The sequence below is a fragment of the Paraburkholderia polaris genome (assembly GCF_012927345.1).
Taxonomy (GTDB): domain Bacteria; phylum Pseudomonadota; class Gammaproteobacteria; order Burkholderiales; family Burkholderiaceae; genus Paraburkholderia; species Paraburkholderia polaris.
Genome location: NZ_JABBGJ010000021.1, coordinates 118,619 through 141,909 on the forward strand (window position 1 = coordinate 118,619; position 23,291 = coordinate 141,909).

The 23,291-nt window shown below is 62.3% G+C and carries 21 protein-coding genes; 6 read left to right on the forward strand and 15 right to left on the reverse strand.

What is annotated here, in order from left to right; translation table 11 throughout:
• Positions 1–56 precede the first annotated feature (56 nt).
• Positions 57–1,400: a hemolysin family protein gene (locus tag HHL24_RS20430; RefSeq protein ID WP_169487232.1), complete on the reverse strand. Its 1,344-nt coding sequence runs from the start codon at positions 1,398–1,400 to the stop codon at positions 57–59.
• Positions 1,401–1,494: 94 nt separating this feature from the next.
• Complete coding sequence (locus tag HHL24_RS20435; protein ID WP_169487233.1) at positions 1,495–2,301, reverse strand: sensor histidine kinase; 807 nt, start codon at positions 2,299–2,301, stop codon at positions 1,495–1,497.
• A 187-nt stretch (positions 2,302–2,488) separates the two neighbouring features.
• On the opposite strand from HHL24_RS20435, the gene HHL24_RS20440 reads away from it, so the two are divergent.
• The 6 genes from HHL24_RS20440 to HHL24_RS20465 all read left to right on the forward strand — a co-directional run bounded on the left by HHL24_RS20440 (position 2,489) and on the right by HHL24_RS20465 (position 7,613).
• Positions 2,489–2,830: an FKBP-type peptidyl-prolyl cis-trans isomerase gene (locus HHL24_RS20440; RefSeq protein WP_006047612.1), complete on the forward strand. Its 342-nt coding sequence runs from the start codon at positions 2,489–2,491 to the stop codon at positions 2,828–2,830.
• Between the two features lie 44 nt (positions 2,831–2,874).
• Complete coding sequence (locus tag HHL24_RS20445) at positions 2,875–3,660, forward strand: AraC family transcriptional regulator (RefSeq protein ID WP_169487234.1); 786 nt, start codon at positions 2,875–2,877, stop codon at positions 3,658–3,660.
• 366 nt (positions 3,661–4,026) lie between these two features.
• The gene (locus HHL24_RS20450; RefSeq protein ID WP_169487235.1) at positions 4,027–4,209 is read left to right on the forward strand and encodes a hypothetical protein; all 183 of its coding nucleotides are present in this window, start codon (positions 4,027–4,029) and stop codon (positions 4,207–4,209) included.
• Positions 4,210–4,330: 121 nt separating this feature from the next.
• Positions 4,331–5,572 (forward strand): hypothetical protein, encoded by a 1,242-nt coding sequence (locus HHL24_RS20455; RefSeq protein WP_206002949.1) that lies wholly within the window; start codon positions 4,331–4,333, stop codon positions 5,570–5,572.
• Between the two features lie 47 nt (positions 5,573–5,619).
• Positions 5,620–6,132: a glycine-rich domain-containing protein gene (locus HHL24_RS20460; protein ID WP_169487236.1), complete on the forward strand. Its 513-nt coding sequence runs from the start codon at positions 5,620–5,622 to the stop codon at positions 6,130–6,132.
• A 59-nt stretch (positions 6,133–6,191) separates the two neighbouring features.
• The gene (locus tag HHL24_RS20465) at positions 6,192–7,613 is read left to right on the forward strand and encodes an MFS transporter (RefSeq protein WP_169487237.1); all 1,422 of its coding nucleotides are present in this window, start codon (positions 6,192–6,194) and stop codon (positions 7,611–7,613) included.
• 50 nt (positions 7,614–7,663) lie between these two features.
• Here the strand turns inward: HHL24_RS20465 and HHL24_RS20470 are convergent, their stop codons facing one another.
• The 13 genes from HHL24_RS20470 to asd form a co-directional block, all read right to left on the reverse strand.
• Positions 7,664–8,854, reverse strand: a complete 1,191-nt coding sequence (locus HHL24_RS20470; RefSeq protein ID WP_169487238.1) for an O-succinylhomoserine sulfhydrylase — start codon at positions 8,852–8,854, stop codon at positions 7,664–7,666.
• A gap of 296 nt (positions 8,855–9,150) precedes the next feature.
• Positions 9,151–10,698 (reverse strand): amidophosphoribosyltransferase, encoded by a 1,548-nt coding sequence (purF, locus tag HHL24_RS20475; protein WP_074290132.1) that lies wholly within the window; start codon positions 10,696–10,698, stop codon positions 9,151–9,153.
• 134 nt (positions 10,699–10,832) lie between these two features.
• Positions 10,833–11,327, reverse strand: a complete 495-nt coding sequence (locus tag HHL24_RS20480; RefSeq protein ID WP_169487239.1) for a CvpA family protein — start codon at positions 11,325–11,327, stop codon at positions 10,833–10,835.
• Positions 11,328–11,334: 7 nt separating this feature from the next.
• Entirely contained in the window at positions 11,335–12,249 is a 915-nt protein-coding gene (locus HHL24_RS20485; protein WP_169487240.1) for an SPOR domain-containing protein, read from the reverse strand.
• Between the two features lie 29 nt (positions 12,250–12,278).
• Positions 12,279–13,589: a bifunctional tetrahydrofolate synthase/dihydrofolate synthase gene (gene folC / locus HHL24_RS20490; protein WP_169487241.1), complete on the reverse strand. Its 1,311-nt coding sequence runs from the start codon at positions 13,587–13,589 to the stop codon at positions 12,279–12,281.
• A 160-nt stretch (positions 13,590–13,749) separates the two neighbouring features.
• Positions 13,750–14,622 (reverse strand): acetyl-CoA carboxylase, carboxyltransferase subunit beta, encoded by an 873-nt coding sequence (gene accD / locus HHL24_RS20495; RefSeq protein ID WP_093634944.1) that lies wholly within the window; start codon positions 14,620–14,622, stop codon positions 13,750–13,752.
• Between the two features lie 80 nt (positions 14,623–14,702).
• Positions 14,703–15,515: a tryptophan synthase subunit alpha gene (trpA, locus tag HHL24_RS20500; protein ID WP_169487242.1), complete on the reverse strand. Its 813-nt coding sequence runs from the start codon at positions 15,513–15,515 to the stop codon at positions 14,703–14,705.
• A gap of 33 nt (positions 15,516–15,548) precedes the next feature.
• Entirely contained in the window at positions 15,549–16,466 is a 918-nt protein-coding gene (locus tag HHL24_RS20505) for a DNA-methyltransferase (RefSeq protein ID WP_169487243.1), read from the reverse strand.
• Positions 16,467–16,477: 11 nt separating this feature from the next.
• Positions 16,478–17,671 carry a tryptophan synthase subunit beta gene (gene trpB, locus HHL24_RS20510; RefSeq protein WP_169487244.1) on the reverse strand — a complete coding sequence of 398 codons (1,194 nt, stop codon included), beginning with the start codon at positions 17,669–17,671 and terminating at the stop codon, positions 16,478–16,480.
• A gap of 60 nt (positions 17,672–17,731) precedes the next feature.
• Positions 17,732–18,445 (reverse strand): phosphoribosylanthranilate isomerase, encoded by a 714-nt coding sequence (locus tag HHL24_RS20515; RefSeq protein WP_169487245.1) that lies wholly within the window; start codon positions 18,443–18,445, stop codon positions 17,732–17,734.
• Positions 18,442–19,254, reverse strand: coding sequence for a tRNA pseudouridine(38-40) synthase TruA (gene truA, locus HHL24_RS20520; protein ID WP_169487246.1), 813 nt, complete (start codon positions 19,252–19,254; stop codon positions 18,442–18,444). Before truA ends, HHL24_RS20515 begins: the two co-directional genes overlap by 4 nt.
• The gene (locus tag HHL24_RS20525) at positions 19,251–21,980 is read right to left on the reverse strand and encodes a FimV/HubP family polar landmark protein (RefSeq protein ID WP_407947516.1); all 2,730 of its coding nucleotides are present in this window, start codon (positions 21,978–21,980) and stop codon (positions 19,251–19,253) included. The genes truA and HHL24_RS20525 overlap by 4 nt, the downstream gene beginning before the upstream one ends.
• Before the next feature lie 169 nt (positions 21,981–22,149).
• Positions 22,150–23,271, reverse strand: a complete 1,122-nt coding sequence (gene asd, locus HHL24_RS20530) for an aspartate-semialdehyde dehydrogenase (RefSeq protein ID WP_169487248.1) — start codon at positions 23,269–23,271, stop codon at positions 22,150–22,152.
• Positions 23,272–23,291 lie beyond the last annotated feature (20 nt).

The following is a 23,291-nucleotide window of genomic DNA, read 5'->3' on the forward strand; positions in this document are numbered from 1 at the left end:
CAACGTTTCAGCGGGCTTGGAATGGGCTCAGCACAGAAGCCGCTCAACTAGGCCACTCAACCGCCTTCATCGTCGAAGATTTTCGGATAAACGCGCACGAGCACAATCCGCGGCCCTTTCATCTTCTTGACCACCACGTCGAAGCGATCGAACTCAATGCGCTGCCCTTCGGCAGGCAGATCGTTGAGCGCCTGAATCACGAGGCCGCCGACCGATTCAGCCTTGCCTTCGTCGATGTCGATCCCGAGCGCGCGCTCCAACGACACCACCGGCAAGCTGCCCTTGCCCATCAACGTGCCGTCGTCCATGCGCGTCCAGTCGGCGTCGCCCTGGCGGAATTCGTCGTGGATCTGTCCAACCAGTGCGCCGAGCAGATTGTCCAGCGTCAGAAAGCCGATCGGCTTCGAGTTCTTATGGCCAACCAGCGCGAAATGCGGCGCGCCCTTGCGGAAGCGGCGAAACAGTTCGAGCGCCGGCAGGTCTGGCTTTACATACTGCACGGGCCGCGCATATTTGGAGAGGTCCTCGAGCGTGCTGCCCGCATGCCGCGCCAGCAGCAAATCCTTCAAATGGATCATGCCGGCCACGCGCTCGCCGGACGCGTCTTCGAACAACGGATAGCGGCTGAAGCGGTGCTGCGCCACCACCTGCATGTTTTCGCGCAACGGCAAATCACGCCGCAGGCCGATCATTTCATAGGACGGGCGCATCAGATCCGAGACGGTCATGCGCGAAAAATCCAGCGAATGCGCAATCGTGTTCCATTCGTCCTGGCTATAGGCGCCATCCGGCGAACCGAGCTCAGTCGCGACGTTGGCGCGGCGGCCACGCAGGATCAGCTTGAGTTCGTCGGTCGAGTAATGCGAATCGTGGCCGTGGTCCGCGTCGAGGCCCGCGAGCTTCAAGACCGCGTTGGCGCTCGAGTTGAGCACCCAGATCGCCGGATACATCGCCCAGTAGAAACCGTACAGCGGCGTGGCGGCCCACAGTGAAACCTTCTCCGCTTCACGAATCGCCAGCGACTTCGGCGCCAGTTCGCCCACCACGATATGCAGAAACGAAATACACGAGAACGCGAAGAACAACGAGATGCCGTGAATCAGCTTCTCCGATTCCACGCCAAGCAGGCTAAAGACAGGCGTGAGCAGTGCCGCGAACGCCGGCTCGCCGATCCAGCCGAGCCCGAGCGACGCCAGCGTAATGCCAAGCTGACAGGCGGACAGATACGCGTCGAGCCGACCGTGCACCTTCGCCAGCAAACGCCCGCGCATGCCATGCCTGGCCGCGAGACTCTGCACGCGCGTCTGCCGCAGCTTTACCAGACCGAATTCGGCGGCGACAAAAAAACCGTTGAGGGCAACGAGAAACAACGCACCAATAAGGGCGACAACCTGGATCAAAGCGAAGGGCTCCGGCAACAAAAGTTGTCAGTATAGAGGGCGAAAGCAAGCTGAAAGTTAATCACGTACAGGGACGCGTGCCGACACCTGCCGCTCACGTTGCCGTCGTCGCACTCAGCGGCACATGCAGCGCGAGAGTTGCCATTTCGCTCTCAGGTGCGTCGCTTTGCTCGAAACTACCGCCGTGCGCTTCAGCGACGCGCTTGCACAGCGCGAACACCCACGCAATCCGTTTGGCTTCGCGCGGTTCGCGCGCCTGTTTGAGGGCAAAAGCCTCCAGCAAATGCGGCACCGAAGGATCGTCCAGCGCAGCGGCACTCTGATTGAAGGTGACGGTGGCGTACCACCTGGTGGCGTCCGCGCGTGCGGCCAGCGTGACGGCGGCGCCCTCCGTGCTCGCTTCGACGGCAAACGTGAGCATCAGCCACAGCGCGGCCGCCAGGCGCTCACGGTCGCCGTTGAGCTGCTCGGTTGCGAGTTGCGACTCGACGATGACCTCGACGCCGCGCGCGCGCGCCAAGCCGGAGCGGACTTCGTCGACGGTTTCATCGAGTAGCGGATGCAGCGAAAACGGCGCCGAAGCAAGCGCCAGCGATTTGGTCTCGGCGCGGGTGGCGTCGACAATCGTCTCCAGCAACTTCACCTGCTGATCCACGCCGTTACGAATCCCGGTGACGGCGCGCTGCGAATTGGGGTCGTTTGCATCGAGCTTGCGCTCGAGCACGTACGCCCAGCTATGGATGGCGTTCAGCGGACCACGCAGGTCATGCGACACGAGCGACAGCACGTGGTCGCGCATGAACAGGGCGGTCTCCGCGCGCAGACGTGCGGTGCGTTCGGATACGGCGAAGCCGGAAGGAACCGACTGCGCGCCGGCGGTCCCGGTGGAAGACGTTGTCACGATCGAGCCCTCTCAGGCGGTGCATGAATGTTAAACGAAGCCCCATTATAGGCATGCCGCCCGGCGCAACCAGCCTGGCCGGACGGCTAACATGGACGCAAACCGCATGCCACGCTGCAATCCTCGGCGATGCGCCGCCAACACGCCTACAATATCGGTTTTTATAATTTGACCTGAGGAGCGACACATGTCGACTGTGACTACTGAATCCGGCCTGAAGTACGAAGACATCGTTGAAGGCACCGGCGCCGAAGCGGTTGCCGGCAAAACCGTCAGCGTGCACTACACCGGCTGGCTGACCGATGGCCAGAAGTTCGACTCGAGCAAAGACCGCAACGACCCGTTCGCTTTCGTGCTGGGCGGCGGCATGGTCATCAAGGGCTGGGACGAAGGCGTGCAAGGCATGAAGGTGGGCGGCACGCGCAAGCTGACGATTCCGCCGCAACTCGGCTACGGCGTGCGTGGCGCAGGCGGCGTGATTCCGCCGAATGCAACGCTCGTGTTCGAAGTGGAACTGCTCGACGTCTAAGTTTTTCCCTGCGTTGTTTTGTATTTTGTAAACGGGCTTCGCCAATGAGTCACCCCGCCGTCACCGCACCTAGCGTTTCGTTGCGCCGCTACGGCGCGATCGAAGCGTCGGACGTGCATGACTTTCACCAGGTCGTGCTCGGACTCGACGGCGCGATGGTGATGGCGGTGGACGGCGTCGCACATCAGATCGACGCCCGCTCCGCTTGGCTCATCCCGGCCGGGGCGCGGCACGAGTACGCCGGCATCGGCGAGAACCGGCAATTGGTGCTGGATCTGCCTGCCACCTCGCTGGCCGTGCCGGAACGTCTGTTCGACCGCGCGCGGGCCGTGACAGTGGATGTCTCGCTCACGCAACTCGTGCATCGGATTGCGGCGCACGCCACAGGCGGCGCGCAAGCCGACGATCTGGATGCGCGGCGATTTCATTGGGACGCAGCCGCACGATTAGGCGCTGCGTTGGTGGCGGACACCGGCACAATGACCGGGACGCAAGCGCCTGGTCTCGATTTCGCACGCATCGACCGCTGGCTGCGCGCGCATCTGTCGGAGTCGCTGCGTATCGCCGACCTTGCCGCACACTGCGGCTTCGGCATGCGGCGCTTTCATCAGCTTTTTATCGACGCCTTCGGTGAAACACCGCATCGCTATTTGCAGCGTCTGCGGCTCGATACGTCTCTTGGCTTGCTGTCCGATCCACGTCTATCGCTCAGCGATATCGCGTTGGAAATCGGCTTCGGCGATCAGAGCGCTTACACACACGCATTCACGCGGCGTTTCGGGCTGGCGCCCGGTCAATGGCGCGCGACACGGAATCGAAGTCACGCTTGAACCTCGACTCGCGCACTGTTACCAATAGTTAAATCCGGCATACAAAGCAGTACGAATTAGATGCGTCATTGCGTCACACGCGTCAAACAAAAGCGCGAAGTGTCTTCGCGACTGTCAGTCATCACTTCAGCCTCTCTGCTCCCGCTGGCCGCCCTCTGCATCAAGGCCTTTGGCAAACGACGCCCCAATCTCACCGTAGACGTCGAGTCCGCGCGCAGATGTGCGACGACTCGATCGCATCGTCGAAGGTCACAAAAAAAAATTGAACTCAGCTTCGAAACGAAAGACAGAACTACGGGGTGCGTAATATTTTTGATGTTTTATGACGCACTCCATCCCAACTTTTTATGCCTCTGGAGGTATTCGATGGAAAAGTTAGCTCATCAAATTGCTCAGAACTCCGTATGGAACAAGTGGGTCGCCGCCAACTCAGCTGAAACAGACGGCTGCATATCGGGCACCAAGGAAGGTTGCATTTCCGCTGCGAAGGCAGGCTGTATTTCGATCGCCAGAGCAACGCCGCTTCCGAAGACAGGCTGCATCAGTTAATCGCCCTACGTCAAAGTTGAGCGACAGGTAAGGCGAAACATGCCCGCCTGGCGCGCTCATCAAGCTGGTCCTTGCAAGGCGCAAGGACCAGCTTCCCTCGACATCGCAACCAGGCTATGGAGTGCGCATGAAAAACCAGCCAACAGCCGATGTAATCGAGCAGGTCAAAGATATCCCCATTTATCAACAATCGATAGCGGAAAGATTTTTCCCTATTCTGGAAAAACCAGCAATCGCGCTGGACTTCCCTGACAACTGGATGACGCCGCGCCTCGCCGCCGCGCTTGAGACAGGCAAAGCCGAGTTCGTTCTTTCGACCGGCACTCATCACGCAAGGATGCAGATCATCCGCCCTCCTTACTTTCTACTGAACTCGTACTACCAGCTTTGGAGCGAACATCCCGACATCCGGTTCACGTGGCAGCAACAGTGTCAGCGTGTATCGCTTACTACGGTGCTGGCAACCGAGCATGTGGCGCGAGTGAACGCGCGCAAATATGGCAGACGCACGGCTGAAATGGTCTCACCTGCCATGCGGCGACTCGACGCGCGCACTTCGTATCTCAATCAGAAGCTCGATCCGGCATGTTGGGAACGCGCAGATATCGAGCGCATGCTTGACGACATCGAAGCTGCCCAGCATTTCCATCCCCATGGGTTTTATCATCTGGATTGTTCCAGCTACCACCTGGCGCATTTCGTCATGAAGGTCTCGTTATACGGACTTGAAAAACGCTTCTCCCACCCCGCCAGCATCATCCACGCTTACGAGTACACTCCGGCAAACGTCAGACGGTTCCTGCTGGAAAATTTCAGTTGCCCGCTCATCGATCTCTTCGGCAGCACCGAGCTCGGCTATCTCTACTACAACGATCGGCACGGACGCTACTCGCCGTACCTCGACAAAATGAGCCTGGAACTCGTGCCGCTTGCCACGAGCGACTCCATCTACAGCCTGATCGTGTCGAGCGTGCGCAATCCGTACATGCCACTGATCCGCTACCGTTCCGGCGATTGCGTCCAGACCGCCGACGGCTCGGCGAACCCCGAGAAAATCGTCCGGTTTTGCGGCCGCGAAAAGGAAATGCTGCGCGCTTCGCAGCGCATTGTTTCGCAAGCCGATTTCGACGATCTCATCAGCGCCGCTTCGCCCAATATCTTCGTCTATCAGTTGCGCCCGGAGGAGAAATGGCAAGCCGGCCTGCATTACACGACGTTCGATGGCGCCCCACTCCTGCCGCAGGAAGCCGCTGATTTGCAAAGGCGCATTCAGGAAGCGACGGGGCTGGATTGCGCGCTCTCGCACCGCACGCATATCGCCATCGGCAAGTCGGGTAAATACGCCTGGCTCGCGAGAACTTAAGGGCCCCCCAACAAGTTCCAACCCATTCCCCGCAACGAGGAAAACGCATGCATTCCACGCTTTCTGCTCCCGCCGTCGATGCAAAGATATTGCTCGGCCACGATCTCCATTCGGAAGTAATCCTATATTTCATCAAATGCACCGGGTCGTCGTCGGACTACGTGGAGCGACAACTCACGGAATGCCTGCGCTATCTTTATCTGGTCTCGAAGCACCGGGATCGACTGAGTGGCCTTTTCCTGCCCGTCGAGCAACAGATCGACGAAATCTGGCATTACCTCATTCTCCAGACACGCGAATATCGGACGCTCTGTGAAGAACGTTTGCCCGGAGGCTTCTTTATCGAGCACCGCAGCTGCCCTTACGCGACCTATCAGCAGGAGCCGAGCCGTGAGCAACTGATCGAGCAATCGCTGCGCTGGCTGCCCTTGTATCGGGAATCCTTCGGTCCGTTCGACGAAGGCGCGCTGCCGCACTGGACCATGCCTCGTTTTCTCCGCGACGAAATGGGCCTCTCGTTGTCGGACATCGCGCAGCTCGAAGATCCCGAGGCTGCCTGAGAGCTGACGCCATGACAGGCTACCGAGACTCTGAGTGCCTGGGGAGCGGGCGTGATCGATTGTCCACAAGCCCGCTTGCCCTTGCCGTCATCCTGGCCTGCCAGTTGATGGTGGTCCTCGACGGGACCGTGACATACGCGGCACTGCCGAAACTTCGGGCAGACCTTGGGCTTGCGCGTGCGGATCTGTCCTGGGTGCAGAACGCCTATATGCTGACTTTCGGCGGTTTCATGCTGCTGGGCGCTCGCACCGGCGACATTCTGGGACACCGCCGCGTCTTTCTGGCCGCCAGTGCGGCGTTTGTCCTGGCGTCGTCTGCTGGCGGGCTGACTCAATCCATCCAGGGGCTGCTCGTCGCGCGTGGCTTGCAAGGCATCGCCGCCGCCTTTGCCGCGCCTTCCGCGCTCGCGCTGCTCATGTTGCTCTTTCCGGAAGGCGTGGCGCGTGTGCGTGCCATCAGCCTCTACACAGCGGTATCCGGCGGCGGTAGCGCAGCGGGGCTGGTACTCGGCGGCATACTGACCGATGTCGGCTCATGGCGCTGGGTACTGTTCATCAATGTGCCCATCGGCGCACTCTTGCTGATGCTCGGGCCGCGATGCCTGCCTGAAGCGCCGCGCAACGGCGGTCACTTCGACGTCATGGGCGCGTTGACCATTACCCTTGGCACAAGCCTTCTGGTGTACGGGCTCGTACGTTGTGTGCCTGACGGTGCTGAACACCCGGGCGTCGTGGCGCCGCTCATCGCAGCGGGCCTACTGCTCACGGCCTTCGTTCACATCGAGAAGCGGGCTCGGCAACCGATTACACCGCTCTCGCTCTTCGTGAACGCGCAACGCTTAGGCGCCTATGCCGGCAGGATGCTGCTGATTGGCGGCATGCTGGGGACCTTCTTTTTCCTGATCCAGTATGTGCAGGAGGTTCTCAAGTTCAGCGCGTTCCGCGCGGGCCTCGCCTTCCTGCCGCTATCGGTTACGCAATTTCTGATGGTGATGGTTGGCGTGCCACGGCTTATGCCGCGGCTAGGCGGGAAAGGTCTGCTGACGGGAGGACTGCTGATCGCAGCGAGCGGCATGGTGTGCCTGAGCAGGGTCAGTGCCGACACCGAGTTTTTTGCCGACCTGGCGTTGCCCATCGTGATGTTGGGGATCGGCACCGGCGCGGCGCTCGTGCCGCTTACAACGGCCGGCATCGCCGGCGTGGCACCGCGCGATGCCGGTGCAGCTTCCGGTTTGATCAACGCGACGCACTATATCGGCGGTGCGATGGGGACGGCGGTTGTCGTCTTCGTTGTCGATCTGACGCTTGGCCGTGCCGCTTTAGCACGTGGGTCCACCGGTTCGACTTTGGAACTGAAGGCCAAAACCGAACTCACCCATGCTCTGTCGGTTTCGGCTGCCACGTCTGCGGCGTTCTTCGTACTAGCGCTACTCATCGTGCTTGTCACGATGCGCCGCCCGCGCTCGCTGCCAGCGGAATAAGCGGTCGGGCGGCGGCGTGGTCCTCGGACCGGCCGCCACCTCTCTACGGTTTAATCCGCCAGACCGCGCTCCAGATCGCCGCGGATATCGCCGGCGTTTTCCAGACCCACGGCCAAACGGATCAAGCCTTCGCTGATACCCGCCGCCGCACGCGCCTCCGGCGTCACGCGACCGTGCGTGGTCGTAGCCGGATGCGTGATGGTGGTACGCGTATCGCCGAGGTTGCCGGTGATCGAGCAGATCTTCGTGCTGTCGATCACGCGCCAGGCATTCGCGCGCATCTGCTCAGGCGTATCGCCCTTCAGCTCAAACGACAGGATCGCGCCGCCCGCCTTTTGCTGACGCATGGCCAGCGCGTGCTGCGGATGCGATTCGAGCCCCGGATAGAACACGCGGTTCACCGCCGGATGCGTTTCCAGCCAGCGCGCGATTTCGAGGGCATTCGCCGACTGTTTTTCGACACGCAGCGACAGCGTTTCCATGCCCTTGAGCAGCACCCACGCATTGAACGCGGACAGCGTCGGCCCGGCACTACGCACGAACGGGAACACCTTTTCCATGATGAACTGCTTCGAGCCGACCAGCGCGCCGCCGAGCACGCGGCCCTGGCCGTCGAGGAACTTGGTGGCCGAATGCATCACGACGTCCGCGCCGAGCTTCAGCGGCTGTTGCAACGCCGGGCTACAGAAGCAATTGTCGACCACGAATATCGCATTGGCCGCCTTCGCGATCTTGCTGATCGCTGCGATATCGGCGACTTCGGTCAGCGGATTCGAAGGCGTTTCGAGGAAGAACATCTTAGTCTCCGGGCGCACGGCGTTTTTCCATGCGTCCAGATCGGTCGGATCGACGAAGGTCGTCGTGATGCCGAACTTGCTGAAGATCTGCGAGAACATGCCGAGCGTCGAACCGAACAGCGCCTGCGAGCTGACCAGATGGTCGCCGGCCTGCAATGTCGACATCACCACCGACATGATCGCGGCCATCCCCGAAGCCGTGGCCATGCACGCTTCGCCGCCTTCGAGCGCGGCCAGACGGTCCTGGAACATCGAGACAGTCGGGTTCGTGAAGCGCGAGTAGGTGTAGTTGTCTTCGGAATTCTTGAATTTTTCGGCGGCGTCCGCGGCACTCGCGAAGACGAAGCTCGAGGTCAGGAAAATCGCTTCCGAATGTTCGTTGAAGTCGCTGCGCACTGTGCCCGAGCGGACTGCCAGCGTATCGAAGTTCAGGGAGTCGTCCATGTTAGTTCTGGTTTCCAATGTTCCATGGCTGGGTTCAACGTCAACGGCTCACGGGAAAGGAGCGCATCACGCCAAACGGCAGCAACAAAAAAGCCCGCTTTTGCGTCGGCATAAGCGGGCTTCATGTGCGGGGGAAAGCTGGAGCGGAGGCGGATGACTGCGGCTTTTCCACCATTCGCTTTAGCTGTTTTGGGTTGCCCCGCGTCCGCAAGCTGAGATCAAATCGACGCAAGCCATCATGCTAACACGCTCGCGGCGTGGCGTGCAGCGGGCCACGCCGGTCGCGGGGTTGCTCATCAACCCACCGACAACTGCAGATGCAACTGCGAACGCGCCGGGCCGCCGTCGGCCGCTTCGCTCGCGGCGTCGCGGTCCGATTGCGAGGACGGTGCGAGACGCGCGGTTTCAATGCGGTCGAGGTACTCGGTGGTCACATCGCCCGTCACGTAGTTGCCGTCGAAGCAGGAGGCTTCGAATTCCTTCAGCGCCGGGTTGATATCGCGCACGGCCTGCTTCAGGGCGTCGACGTCCTGATAAACGAGATAGTCCGCGCCGATCATGCGCGCGACTTCATCGTCCGTGCGGCCATGTGCGACGAGTTCACCGCGCGTGGGCATATCGATACCGTAGACGTTCGGGTACTTCACCGGCGGCGCCGCCGAAGCGAAGATCACCTTGTTCGCGCCGGCATCGCGTGCCATCTGCACGATTTCGTGCGAGGTGGTGCCGCGCACGATCGAATCGTCGACGATCAGCACGTTCTTGCCCTTGAACTCGATGCCCATTGCGTTCAGCTTCTGGCGCACGGACTTCTTGCGCATCGCCTGGCCCGGCATGATGAAGGTGCGGCCGACATAACGGTTCTTGAAGAAGCCTTCGCGATACTCAACGCCCAGTTTCTTCGCAACTTGCATCGCGGCCGGACGGGACGAATCGGGAATCGGCATCACGACGTCGATTGGGACGTCGGGCAATTCGCGCTTGATCTTCTCGGCGAGGTAGTCGCCCATGCGCAGACGCACGTTGTAGACCGGCACGCCGTCGAGCACCGAGTCCGGACGCGCGAGGTACACGAGTTCGAAAATACACGGGTTCAGGCTCGGATTCGTCGCGCATTGCTGCGAGTGCAAATTGCCTTCGAGGTCGATGAAAATGGCTTCGCCCGGCGCAATGTCGCGCACAAATTCGAAACCGATACCTTCAATCGCGACGGATTCCGACGCCAGGATCCACTCGACGCCTTCGGGCGTTTCCTGCTTGCCGAGGCACAGCGGGCGAATGCCGAACGGGTCGCGAAAACCGAGCAAACCGTAGCCGGCAATCAGCGACACGATTGCGTACGAACCCCGCACCCGCCGATGCACGCCCGACACCGCCTTGAACAGCGCGGCCGGATCGAGTTGCAGGCTCGAACTGGACAGCTGCAATTCGTGCGCGAGCACGTTGAGCATCACTTCGGTGTCGGAGTTGGTGTTGATATGGCGGCGATCGATGCGGAACATCTCATCTTTCAGCTGCTGCCAGTTGGTCAGATTGCCGTTGTGCGCGAGGATGATGCCGAACGGCGCGTTCACGTAGAACGGCTGGGCTTCTTCTTCGCTCGATGCAGAACCGGCGGTCGGGTAACGGACCTGGCCGATACCGGTGGTGCCGGGCAGGCTACGCATGTTGCGCGTGCGGAACACGTCGCGCACCATGCCGTTAGCCTTGTGCATGTGGAAGTTGCTGCCGTTCGCTGTCGCGATGCCGGCGGCGTCCTGACCGCGGTGCTGCAGCAGCAGCAGGCTGTCATAGATCAGCTGATTGACCGGAGAGTGGGAAACTACGCCTACGATGCCGCACATGGCATGTCCTTCAAAGGTACGAAATTCGTAACGGCGGCCGGTGCCTGCAATGCTGCGCGAGGGTACGCGACTACGTAGAGGCAACCGGATTGCGCCGGAGTCCTGCTGCGTTCCTTTAACCGTTCACCTGATCGTCACACGCGGACGTAGGCAGCGAGCGTCTCGGGAAGCAGCGGTTTCATTACGTGCACGCCCTCAACCGCATAGGGTCGAAGCAAGGCGTTGCGCCAGAATTCCTGTTGGGGCAGTTCGGTCAAGCCTGCAAGGGCGACCAGAATCAGCACCAGAATGACCCCGCGTACGAGGCCGAACATCAAACCGAGCGAGCGGTCCACGCCGCTCAAGCCGGTTGCCTGCACAAGGCGGCTTAGCAACGCGTTCAGTACGCTTGCCACCAGCACCACGCCGATCACCACCAGCGCGAACGCCAGGAGCCACTGGGTCAGCGCGCCGCCCGGCCACGTGGCAGGGATAAACGGCACAACATAACCGACAAAGTGGCAAGCAATGAAAAACGCCGCGATCCAGCCGATCAGCCCGAATATCTCAGACAAAAAGCCGCGCCATGTGCCGCGCAAGGCCGACAAACCGATCACCGCCATTACAGCGTAGTCGAAGGCAGTGAACATCGCTCGCTTACTGTGCAGCGCCGCTGTTCGCACCCGACGTCAAGCCGGCCTCACGAACCTTCGCAATCGCGGCGGTCGCCGCTGCACGGTCGGCGAACGGGCCGGCGCGCAATAACGTGAGCGTCGAGCCGTCGGCCTGCTTCCGATGTTCGGTATATGCGGGCACACCGGCTGTTTTCAACTTGGCGGCCCAACTACGCGCGTTGGCGTCGTTCGCAAATGCGCCTAGCTGGACGGCGAAACGGCTGCCCGGCGGCGATGCCGGCGTGCCGGAATTCGCGTCCGCACTGGCGGCGGCAGTATTCGTGTTGTCTTCGCTCGGTGCTGGAGCGTTCGCCACGCTTTGCGTGGCGGGTGTTTTGGCCGGTTTGGCAGGTGTTTGCGCTACAGGCGCTGCAGGTGCCGTATTTGCGACGGCGGCGGGCGCTTGCGGTTTCGCAGCCTGCTTGACTGCCGGCGCTGGGTTCGTCGCCGTGCTCTGCGGTTTACCGGCGGCGGACTGGCCTTGCGTGGCTGCCGTTGTCGGCGCAAGGCCGGAAGCGGCAAGTGCCGCGTCAGGCGCTGGGTTATCCGGTGCGACGCCAGCCTGCGTGTCTTCGTCGGTCTTGGCGACCTTCGGCGCGGGACGGCTTGGAATGTCGATGGAGATGTCGTCCGTGACGGGCTTCGGATGGGAATCCAGCACCATGGGCAGGATCACCACCGCTGCGACGACCAGCGCGACCGCGCCGACGAGTCTGCGCCGCGCACGCTGCTTTTCAGGCAACGTAGGGTCGAGCAGCATCGCATCGGCATCCACGGTGCGCTCCGTGCGGCGGGTTCGCCGCTCCACGCGCTCGCCACGGGCGGCCCGAGTGGAACTGGTGTTTGCGCCGCGCCGGGTGGACGCGTCGTCTTTCTTGCCGAACGAGAAAATTCCCATGAATCGCTTGGTTCGAGCCTGGCGCCCGTTCAGTGTTGCTGCGATTTACGGTAGGCCATTACGCCTGCTACCGTATAGAAACTGCCGAAAACCACGATTCTATCATTCTCTGACGCTCGTTTTAGCGCGTCTTGGAAAGCCTCTGCCGGTGTTGCGTAGCGCGTCACGCTGCTGTCGTTGCCGTCGCTCACGCCCTGCTCGCGCAAAGCCGCTTCGAGTTCTTCCGCCGAAGCCGCACGCGGGGTCGGCAGACCAGTCACGCACCAGTGGTCGATTTCGCCCTTCAGGTGCGAAAGTACACCGGCAATGTCCTTGTCGCGCATCGCGCCGAATACAGCGTACGTGTACGGGAAAAAGCCCATATTGCCGAGGTTTTGCGTCAGCACTGCCGCAGCGTGCGGATTGTGTCCGACGTCGAGCACGATAGCCGGCTTGCCGGGCAACACCTGGAAGCGCCCCGGCAGTTCGACGTTAGCGAGGCCGAGCCGGATGTCCTGCGCCGACACCGGCAAACGGTCGCGCAGCGCTTCAAGACCGGCAAGTGCCGCCGACGTGTTGATCAACTGATTTGCGCCGCGCAACGCCGGATAGGCGAGCGCGGAACGGCGCATCGTCGGGCCCACGTAGCTCCATTGCTGGCGCTCGCTGCCGGCCTGCCCTTCGTAACGGAAATCGCGGCCGAATAGCCACAGTTCGGCACCGATCTTCTCGGCGTAGTCGATCAGCGTTTGCGGCGGCACCGGATCGGCGCAGATCGCCGGCTTACCCGGGCGGAAAATGCCGGCTTTTTCGAAGGCGATTTTCTCGCGCGTGTCGCCGAGATACTCGGTGTGATCGATATCGATGCTGGTGATGATCGCGCAGTCCGCGTCGAGGATGTTGACCGCGTCGAGGCGGCCACCCAGGCCGACTTCGAAGATCACCGCGTCCAGTCCGCGCGAGGCGAACAGGCTCATGATCGCCAGCGTCGTGAATTCGAAGTAGGTCAGGGTGACCGGTTCGGCGAGGCTCAGGCGTGCGGCTTCGACGGCTTCGAAATGCGGCAGCAGGTCCGCGTCACTCGCCATTTCGCCGTTCACGCGCGCCCGCTCGTTGAACGACAGCAGATGCGGCGACGTATGACAGCCAACCGTGAAGCCGGCGCGCAGCAAAATCGATTCGAGGATCGCGCAGGTCGAACCCTTGCCGTTCGTGCCGCCGACCGTGATGATCGGGCACGCGAACGACAACTGCATCGCGTCACGTACCTGCGTGATACGGCCCAAACCCATGTCGATGCCGACCGGATGCGCGGATTCAAGGTGCGTGAGCCACGCGTCGAGGGTGGGGAATGTGGTCATCGAGTGAATCTGTGCCGTGCTGTGCTGCGTTGCGAGACCGTGATTATCCCGGAAATGACAGCGCGCCGCTTGATGACTCTCGCGGCGCGCTAGTTTTGAGTGCTTTTCTGGCAGCAATCGCGCCTGAAAAGGCGCGGCGCGGCTGGATCGAAGCGAGTGCTTACGCGACTGCGTCAGCCGGCTGATGGCTCAACAGCGCCATCAATTGTGCAATCTCTTCACGCAGCTTACGACGGTCGACGATCATGTCGACCGCACCCTTCGTCAGCAGGAACTCGGCGCGCTGGAAGCCTTCCGGCAGCTTTTCACGCACGGTTTGTTCGATCACGCGCGGACCGGCGAAACCGATCAGCGCCTTCGGCTCGGCGATCACCACGTCGCCCAGGAACGCGAAACTCGCCGACACGCCGCCCATGGTCGGATCGGTCAGCACGGAAATGAAGGGCAGCTTGGCTTCGGCGAGCTTGGTCAGCATGGCCGTAGTTTTCGCCATTTGCATCAGCGAGAGCAAGCTTTCTTGCATCCGCGCGCCGCCCGAAGCGGTGAAGCAGATAAACGGCACTTTCTGTTCCAGCGCGTTCTGCGCGCCGCGCACGAAACGTTCGCCGACCACCGAACCCATCGAGCCGCCCATGAACGAGAACTCGAAGCACGCGACCACCACCGGCAGCGTGTGGATGGCGCCGCCCATCACGACCATCGCGTCGGTTTCGTCGGTGTCGTCCATCGCCTCTTTCAGGCGATCCGGGTATTTGCGGCTGTCTTTGAACTTGAGCGCGTCGACCGGGACGATTTCCTGGCCGATTTCATAACGGCCTTCCGGATCGAGCAGGCCGTCGAGCCGCTCACGCGCGCCGATGCGCATGTGATGGTCGCACTTCGGGCAAACATGCAGATTGGCCTCGACGTCATTGCGGTACAGCACGGCTTCGCACGACGGGCACTTGATCCACAGGCCTTCCGGAATCCCCTTGCGGTTCTTCGGGTCGGTTTGTTTGATTTTCGGCGGCAGCAGCTTATCGAGCCAGCTCATATTGAATCCTTCTGGGGTCAACGGTCGCGCAAACGGCGGGACGAACCCGCCGCTCACACTACAGACGACAAAAATAACTGTTATCGGGCAGTCGCGACGCTATCGAGCGCCTCGCGCACTTCAGCGATGAAGCGCGTGAGCGTCTCGGCGGCGGTTTCGGGGGCCGCTTGTTCGAGCAATTGCACGATACGGCTGCCGATCACGACGGCATCGGACACTTCGGCTACCGAACGCGCCGTTTGCGCGTCACGGATGCCGAAACCGACGCCCACCGGCAGGGGTACGCGCGACTTGATGGCCGGGATTTTACTCGCGATGCTGGAAACGTCCAGATTTGCCGCGCCGGTCACGCCTTTCAACGACACATAATAGACGTAGCCGCTGGCGATTTTGCCGACTTCCGCAATGCGCTCATCCGTGGAAGTGGGCGCGAGCAAAAAGATCGGATCGATGCCGGCAGATCGCATCTGTTCGGCGAAGTTAACGCACTCTTCAGGCGGATAGTCGACGACCAGCACGCCGTCTACCCCCGCTTCCTTTGCGGCCTTGGCGAATGCTTCGGTACCCATGCGCTCAATCGGATTGGCGTAGCCCATCAGCACCACCGGCGTCTTGTTGTCGGTTTCGCGGAAGCGCTTCACGTCGGCCAGCACGTGACGCAGCGACACGCCATGAGCCAACGCGCGTTCGGACGATTGCTGGATCACCGGACCGTCGGCCATCGGGTCGGAAAACGGCACACCGAGTTCGATCACATCGGCGCCGCCGGCGGCGAGCGCGTGCATGAATTCGACTGTGCGCGCCGGATCCGGGTCGCCGGCCGTCATGAACGGAATCAGGCCTTTCTTACCCTGGGCGGACAACGCGGCAAACGTGTTCTTGATACGGGACATGGAATATTCTCGGAATTTTTAGCTACTGCGCGCTTATTGCGCCTCGGTTTGCCGCTCAGCTTTGGCCGCAACCTTGCGGGTTTTGCGGGCGACAGTGGGCGCCGACGCGGCCGCGCTAACGCGTTCGCGCGCTATGGCGCAGTAACTTTCATTGATCTCATAGCCGACGAATTCGCGCTGCTGCCGAGCGCAAGCGACTGCGGTGGTGCCGCTGCCCATGAACGGGTCGAGTACGCGCCCGCCCTTTGGACAACTTGCCAGCACCATCCGCTCGACAATTTCCAGAGGCTTCTGGGTCGGATGATCGACTCGTTCAGCGTGTTGCCGATGCAGTCGCGATACCGACCAGACATCCTTTGGATTATAGCCAAGCTCCAGCCACTTACTGCCTTCAAACAATTTACGCGAACGCGCCTTCTTCGTGACGGCATCGTACGGGATGCGGACGGGATCGAGATCGAAGAAATAATCTTTCGACACCGCGAAAAAGCCGATGTTGTCATGCACCGAGGTGAAACGGCGCACGGTTCCGCCCATGCTTGGCACGCGCCGGTCCCAGATGATTTCGTTGATCATCGTGAGTTTTGTCTTCAGGAAGCTGAAGATTTCCGGCGCGTACTGCCACGTGCAGAAGATATACAGCGAACCCGACGGCTTGAGCTTTGGAATAGCGAGTTCGAGCCAGCCACGCGTCCAGGCGAGAAAATCCTCGCCGGTGCGCATGTCGGAGTCGTTGCCATAATCCTTGCCGAGCCCATAAGGCGGATCGCAAAGGATCAGGTCGATCGACCCGTCGGGGATGTTCGCCACATCGGTCAGAAAATCGCGGTTCAACAGCCGAATGCCGGCGGGCACCTGCGGTAATAAGGCTGCAGGCACCTCGGCCGCCACTACCTCGGCGACCGGGGTGGTTTCAAGCGCCGACTGCGGCTCGTCGAACTCGTCGCGCATCGTCGCGGCGCTCAGAACTGGATACCCGATCGCTCAGCGACCGTGTGCATGTCCTTGTCGCCGCGGCCCGACAGATTGACCAGAAGGACCTTGTCCTTGGGCAGCGTCGGCGCGAGCTTCGCGGCATAGGCCAGCGCGTGGCTGGACTCCAGCGCCGGAATAATGCCTTCGATGCGGCAGCAATCGTGGAACGCCTTAAGCGCCTCTTCGTCGGTGATGCCGACGTATTGCGCGCGATTGCTGTCTTTTAGCCACGCATGCTCCGGACCCACGCCCGGGTAATCCAAACCTGCCGAGACCGAATGCGTCTCGATGATCTGACCGTTCTCGTCTTGCAGGAGGTAGGTGCGGTTACCGTGCAACACACCGGGACTGCCGGCAATCAGCGAGGCCGCGTGACGGCCGGATTCGATCCCGTCGCCGGTCGCTTCCACGCCGATCAGTTGCACCGAAGCGTCGTCAATGTACGGGTAAAAGATACCCATTGCATTCGAACCACCGCCAACGCACGCAATCACGGCGTCCGGCTGACGACCAACCAGTTCGGGCATCTGCACCCTGCACTCGTCGCCGATCACGCGCTGGAAGTCGCGCACCATCATTGGATATGGATGCGGTCCCGCCACCGTGCCGATGATGTAGAACGTGTTTTCGACGTTGGTCACCCAATCGCGCATTGCTTCATTGAGCGCGTCTTTCAGCGTGCGCGAGCCGGACGTCACGGGCACAACGGTCGCGCCGAGCAGCTTCATCCGGTACACGTTGGCAGCCTGGCGGCGCACGTCTTCCTCACCCATGTAGACCACGCATTCCATGCCGAAGCGCGCCGCGATGGTCGCGGTCGCCACGCCGTGCTGGCCCGCGCCGGTTTCCGCGATCACGCGCGGCTTGCCCATGCGCTTCGCGAGCAGCGCCTGGCCGATCACGTTATTGATCTTGTGAGCGCCGGTGTGATTCAGGTCTTCACGCTTGAAGAAAACCTGCGCGCCGCCGAGCATTTCGCTCCAGCGCTGTGCGTGATAAATCGGGGACGGACGACCCACGAAATACTTCAGTTCGCGTTCGTATTCGGCGACGAATTCCGGGTCTTTCTGATATTTCTCGTATGCGGCACGCAGCTCGTCGAGTGCGTGAACCAGCGTTTCGGCGACGAACACACCGCCATATTGGCCGAAATGGCCTCTTTCGTCAGGCAAGTTATACATGGTGATCACTCTTCTCAGTGTGGCGCACGGTTTTCATATGAGAAAACCGCGCCGCTTGAATCATTCAGCGTCCGCTGCGCGCACTGCGCGTACGAACGCCGCCATCCGGGCGTGATCTTTCACGCCCCTGGCGCCCGGCACTTCGATGCCGCTCGAGACATCGACCGCGTACGGGCGCACGCGATGGATCGCATCACTGACGTTTTGCGCGTTCAACCCACCACTCAAAACGGCCCGACGCGCGAGCTCTGCTGGAATAAGTGACCAATCGAAAACCTTCCCGCCGCCGCCATAGCCTTCGACATGGGTGTCGAACAGAAGGCCGCTGGCTGCTGAATAGTTAAGCGCTGATTTTACCAAATCTGCCGGTTGAGTATCCGCCGCAACTCGCAACGCGCGCAACCAAGGCAAACCCGCAATGCCGGCGAGGGACTCGCACTGCTCCGCGGTTTCGTCGCCGTGGAACTGCAGCAGCGTGAGCCCGACATTGCTGACGACTTCGCGAATCCAGTCCTGCGTCGCGTTCACGAACAAGCCGACTACCGACACGAACGGCGGCACGTCATGCACCAGTTCGACGGCCTGCGCGACGCTCACTGAGCGTGAGCTGGGCGGATAGAACACGAGGCCGATCGCGTCGGCGCCGAGGTCGATCGCCTGGGTCACGTCTTCCGGCTTCGACAGGCCGCACAGTTTGATACGCGTGCGATGCGGCGCGTTGTGCTGCGACGCGTCTACGTGAGCTTCGGCCGCCAGGTTTTCGGTTGATTTCATGTTTGCGCTTGCTCGGTCCATACGGTACTCCACGGCACGCTGCCAGTCTGCGGCGCGGGCACGGCGAATTGCTCAGGATAGCCCACCTGCGCCAGGTACAGGCCGTCAGGCATGAAAGTCGGCGCGGCACAGTCGCGATCGTGGCTGGCGAGAACCTCGGCCATCCATTCGGCCGGATGGCGTCCCCGGCCGATATCGACGAGGCAGCCCATCAGATTGCGCACCATATGGTGCAGGAACGCGTTCGCCCGAAAGCGGAAATGAACGAAGTCACCCTGTTGCCGCATATCGATCTGATACAGATGCTTGATCGGCGTCTTCGCCTGGCATTGCGACGAACGAAACGCCGAAAAATCGTGCTCGCCGATCAGGTGGGTGGTGGCGGCCCGCATGGCGTCGACATCCAGCGGCGTGTGCACCCAGCCGGCCCGCGTAGCCTGCATCGGCGAGCGGAACGGATGGACGTACAGGACGTAGTAATAAGTCCGCTCGAACGCCGAAAAGCGGGCGTGGAACGCGTCGGGCATCGGCTTGGCCCATTGCACGGCGATTGTCTTCGGCAGGAAGGCGTTGGTGCCGCGAATCCACGAAAAGTCCGTGCGATCGAGTTCGGTGTCGAAATGCACGACCTGGCCGAGGCCGTGCACGCCCGTATCCGTGCGGCCGGCCACGACGGTTTGCACGGGCGTTTGCGCGAACTCGCGCAACGCCCGTTCGAGCTCGTCCTGCACGGTCTTGCCGTGCGGCTGCGACTGCCAGCCGCAGAATGCCGAACCGTCGTACTGGACGCCTAGTGCAATACGCTTCACGACAACGGCGCGAGCGTCGAGAGCAGCGCACGGGCCTCGGTGCGCGTGGCCGGATCGTTCGCTTCGATCACTTCGTTGATGAGCACGCGCGCGCCGGACAGATCGCCGAGGTCGATATATTCGGCGGCCAGATCGAGCTTGTTGCGGGCGATGCGGCTGAGATCGGCCCGCGTGAAGGCGGGCAACGGCTGAGCCGGACTCGGCGGCAACTCGAGGTCGAAATCGAGCTTCAGTGCGCCGAAGCCGGCCGCGCCCAGGCCCGCGACGGCGGCATGGCCCGCGGTGCCGACGGAGATTTCATCGGCGATGTGCGGAGCGTCATCCGGATCGTGCGGCGCCACGGCTTGCCGCGCGGTGGTTTCCGGGGATGCAACCGGCTGCGTCGACAGCGATCCGGGTGCGCTTATCGTTGCGTCGTCGGTCGATTCGATGCGCGGCGGCAATGGCATATCCAGACTGCTGAATGCATCGACGGCGTCGCGCGGGAACTCGGTCGGAACAGACAGCGCGGGCTGAATTTGCGCGACGGGTGCCGGCTCGAAATTCGGCGCGCCATCGGGCGTCGCGGTTTCGACTTGCTGATGTGGCTGCGATTGCGGCTCATCGGCCGGCTGGTACGTCGGTTCGACGTGAGCCGCATCCTCCTGAGCCGTGGGCACTGCCGGCACGGACGTATCGGGCACTGGATGCGCCGACGTCTCGCTGTACGGCTGGCCGAATGGCGAAGTCGTGTGCGACTCGACCTGCTGCTGCGTGAAGTCGATGGCCGGTGCCGGGGTGTCGAGACGGTTTTGTGTCTCAGCGAGCGGCTCGTTCGCCGACTCTGCCAACGACGTAGCCGGCGCAGCCGATGCCGGTTCGTCGTCCCATTGCAGACGGTGCGGAGGGGCCTCTTGCTGGAAAGTCTCGTTGACCGGTTCAAGCGGCGTCAGCGGCAGTGCTTCAGCGCCGAGTTCCGCGGCGGCTGCGAGACTCGCAGCCGTGGTCGCTCCATCAAGGTTTTCGTGATGTGCTGCGGGAAGAGGTTCGGACGTGGAACCGCTTTGAGCGGCCGGTTCAATTTCCGAGTTCGGTTCCGCAGGTTCGATGGGTGCGGGCGCCGGGTGGCTTTCCTGCGACGCGTGCTGGGACGCGTTGGGATCTTGTGCACGCCAATCTGTGAGCGGTTGGTGGGCAGCGGCCTCTTGCTCTGCTGCGGCCCGTTCTGCTGCGGCACGCTCGGCCGCCGCTTGTTCTGCCTCGGTGCGTTCGGCTTCAGCACCCTCCGCGGCAGTATGTGGCGTAACTGAGCTGTCTGCTTCTGCGTTTTCTGCCGCAGCACGGTCCGCTTCTGCACGTTCCGCCGCCAAGCGTTCGGCTTCCGCGCGCTCTGCAATCTCTCTCTCCGCTGCCTCGCGCTGCGCCGCTTCCCGCGCAGCCGCCGCGCGAATTTCAGCTTCGCGCTCCGCTGCCACGCGTTGCGCCACTTCCCGTGCCGCCGCATTACCTTCTGCGCCCTCACGGTCAGCCGTCGCCAAGGTCGCCGCATGCCCCGCTGCCGCTACGTCGCTCGCGTCCGACGCATCGTGCGTCGAAACGACATCCTGCGACCCAGCCGCTCGCGCAGAAGCCGCCGCTGCGTCCGCTGCCAGCGAGCCTTCAGCCGCGGCAACAGCGGCGCGCTTACGCCGACGCGAACGCAAAGCCGCCAGCAGCACGACCAACGCCGCACCGATCGCCGCCGCCACGCTCAAATTCGTCTGCGAGATGCCGGCGTCGTTCGACGTGGAGTTCGCAGCGCCGCCATGACCGGAAACGGCCGCCGCCGACGAAACGCCAGCGGCCGGCTGCGCACTGTTCGTCGAAGGTGTGACCGTCGCGACCGGCGAACCGCCGATGCCATGTTTCTGCAACTCCATCAGCACGCGGTTTTTCAGCGCAAGCAATTGCTGCAAGCTGGACACCTGCGCACGCGGTTGCGATGCCTGCTGGGTCGTGCCTGTCGCTGGGGCGCCTGCTGTGGCCGACGCGGACGCACCTTCGGCGGCCTCGCTGGCCGAGGGCTGGATCGCGCCCGTCCAAACATGTGCACCGCTGCCCGGCAACGCGCCTGCAGCCTGTGAGCCCGCTACGGGCGCCGTCGAGACCGCGCCGGCCGCTGTTGAGCTACCCGGCGCCGCCGGGCTTACTTCAGCCGTTGAGCTGGCCGCCCCTGAAACCGCAGACGTGGCCGGCGCCGCCGCGCGAGCCGCGGCGCTTGCCGCGCTCGCAGCGGCGGCATTGACCTGCGCCACGCCGCTCGCGGCGCCGACCGCCGCCGCGTTCGGCGCGGCAGCAGGCGCAATCGTAGCGGCCGATGGTGCGGCAGACGCGGCCCCCGCAACCGGCGCAGAAGCCGCCGGAGCACCGGACGCATCCAGTGCCGGAATCGTCAACTGCGCGCCTACGCGCATCCGGCTCGGGTCATGACTCATGAAGGCATTCGGATTCGCATCGAACAGCGCGCGCGAAGCGCGTGCGAGCGTCCCCTTGTCGCGCGATTGCGTGACCGCAATCGCCACGTCGTTCAACGACTGCCCGGGCCGCACCGTATATTGACTCCCGGCGGCGTAAGAAACGGAGGCGCCCTCCGGCGCGCTCGCGGCGTCGCCCGGCGCTGCCACTGCGCTACCCACGCCGGCGCCAGCCAGCGCGAGCGCCAAAGCGGCCACGGCCGTCAGTCGGCCCGTACCTTGATGCATAAACATAGCCCGAAGGGATGAGAGTCGAAGGTTCATCGGGACTCCTGGCGCGTCAGCGCGCAGCCCTTTTTTGCGGTTGGAAAGAGACAAGATAATCGGAGCACACAATGAAAAAAGCGCCGCGCAAGCGCGACGCTTCTTGAGTTTTCTACGCGTCGTGAGCGCGTAGTTTACTTTACTTGTCGAGCACAATGCGAAGCATGCGACGCAGCGGTTCTGCCGCGCCCCACAGCAGTTGGTCGCCGACCGTGAAGGCCGACAGATATTCGCCGCCCATCGCCAGCTTGCGCACACGGCCGACCGGCACGGTCAACGTGCCCGTCACCACCGCCGGGGACAGATCGCGTATCGACGCCTCGCGTTCGTTCGGCACGACCTTGACCCAGTCATTGCCCGACGCGAGGATGCTGTTCACTTCGTCCAGCGGCACATCCTTGTTCAGCTTGATGGTCAGCGCCTGCGAGTGGCAGCGCATTGCGCCGATCCGCACGCAGAGACCATCCACCGGGATCGAACCCGGCGTGCCCATGGCAGGCTTACCGAGGATCTTGTTGGTTTCCGCGCCGCCCTTCCACTCTTCCTTCGACATGCCGTTGCCGAGATCCTTGTCGATCCACGGAATCAACGAGCCGGCGAGCGGCACGCCGAAGTTGTCGGTCGGCATACGGTCGCTGTTCATCGCGCTCAGCACGCGGCGGTCGATGTCGAGAATCGCCGACGACGGATCAGCCAGGTCTTCCTTGGCCGCACCATACAGCGTGCCCATTTGTTGCAGCAGTTCGCGCATGTTTTGCGCGCCCGCGCCCGAAGCGGCCTGATACGTCATGGCCGTCATCCAGTCGACGAGGTTTTCGCGGAACAGACCGCCCAGCGCCATCAGCATCAGGCTGACCGTGCAGTTGCCACCGATGAAATTCTTCTGGCCCTTGACCAGCGCGTTCTTGATCACGTCGAGGTTGACCGGATCGAGAATGATGACCGCGTCATCCTTCATGCGCAGCGACGAAGCCGCGTCGATCCAGTAGCCGTTCCAGCCCGCTGCGCGTAGCTTCGGGAACACTTCATTCGTGTAATCGCCGCCTTGGCACGAGATGATCGCTTCGCACTTCTTCAGGTCTTCAATGCTTGTCGCATCTTTGAGCTTGGTCTCGTTTTTGGCGAACGACGGCGCGTTGCCGCCCGCGTTGCTGGTGCTGAAAAACACCGGTTCGATCAAGTCGAAATCGCCTTCCTGCTGCATACGCTGCATCAGGACGCTGCCGACCATACCGCGCCAACCTACGAGACCTACGTTCATGACTTCATACCCTTCGAGTG

Coding starts and splice junctions, on each gene's coding strand:
- HHL24_RS20505 (WP_169487243.1), bottom strand. CDS start 16,466: ATGCGCGACGAGTTCGACGAGCCGCAGTCGGCGCTTGAAACCACCCCG.
- trpB (WP_169487244.1), bottom strand. CDS start 17,671: ATGTATAACTTGCCTGACGAAAGAGGCCATTTCGGCCAATATGGCGGT.
- HHL24_RS20485 (WP_169487240.1), bottom strand. CDS start 12,249: ATGGGAATTTTCTCGTTCGGCAAGAAAGACGACGCGTCCACCCGGCGC.
- HHL24_RS20515 (WP_169487245.1), bottom strand. CDS start 18,445: ATGAAATCAACCGAAAACCTGGCGGCCGAAGCTCACGTAGACGCGTCG.
- HHL24_RS20445 (WP_169487234.1), top strand. CDS start 2,875: ATGAGTCACCCCGCCGTCACCGCACCTAGCGTTTCGTTGCGCCGCTAC.
- HHL24_RS20470 (WP_169487238.1), bottom strand. CDS start 8,854: ATGGACGACTCCCTGAACTTCGATACGCTGGCAGTCCGCTCGGGCACA.
- HHL24_RS20450 (WP_169487235.1), top strand. CDS start 4,027: ATGGAAAAGTTAGCTCATCAAATTGCTCAGAACTCCGTATGGAACAAG.
- HHL24_RS20440 (WP_006047612.1), top strand. CDS start 2,489: ATGTCGACTGTGACTACTGAATCCGGCCTGAAGTACGAAGACATCGTT.
- HHL24_RS20480 (WP_169487239.1), bottom strand. CDS start 11,327: ATGTTCACTGCCTTCGACTACGCTGTAATGGCGGTGATCGGTTTGTCG.
- trpA (WP_169487242.1), bottom strand. CDS start 15,515: ATGTCCCGTATCAAGAACACGTTTGCCGCGTTGTCCGCCCAGGGTAAG.
- asd (WP_169487248.1), bottom strand. CDS start 23,271: ATGAACGTAGGTCTCGTAGGTTGGCGCGGTATGGTCGGCAGCGTCCTG.
- HHL24_RS20460 (WP_169487236.1), top strand. CDS start 5,620: ATGCATTCCACGCTTTCTGCTCCCGCCGTCGATGCAAAGATATTGCTC.
- purF (WP_074290132.1), bottom strand. CDS start 10,698: ATGTGCGGCATCGTAGGCGTAGTTTCCCACTCTCCGGTCAATCAGCTG.
- accD (WP_093634944.1), bottom strand. CDS start 14,622: ATGAGCTGGCTCGATAAGCTGCTGCCGCCGAAAATCAAACAAACCGAC.
- HHL24_RS20525 (WP_407947516.1), bottom strand. CDS start 21,980: ATGTTTATGCATCAAGGTACGGGCCGACTGACGGCCGTGGCCGCTTTG.
- folC (WP_169487241.1), bottom strand. CDS start 13,589: ATGACCACATTCCCCACCCTCGACGCGTGGCTCACGCACCTTGAATCC.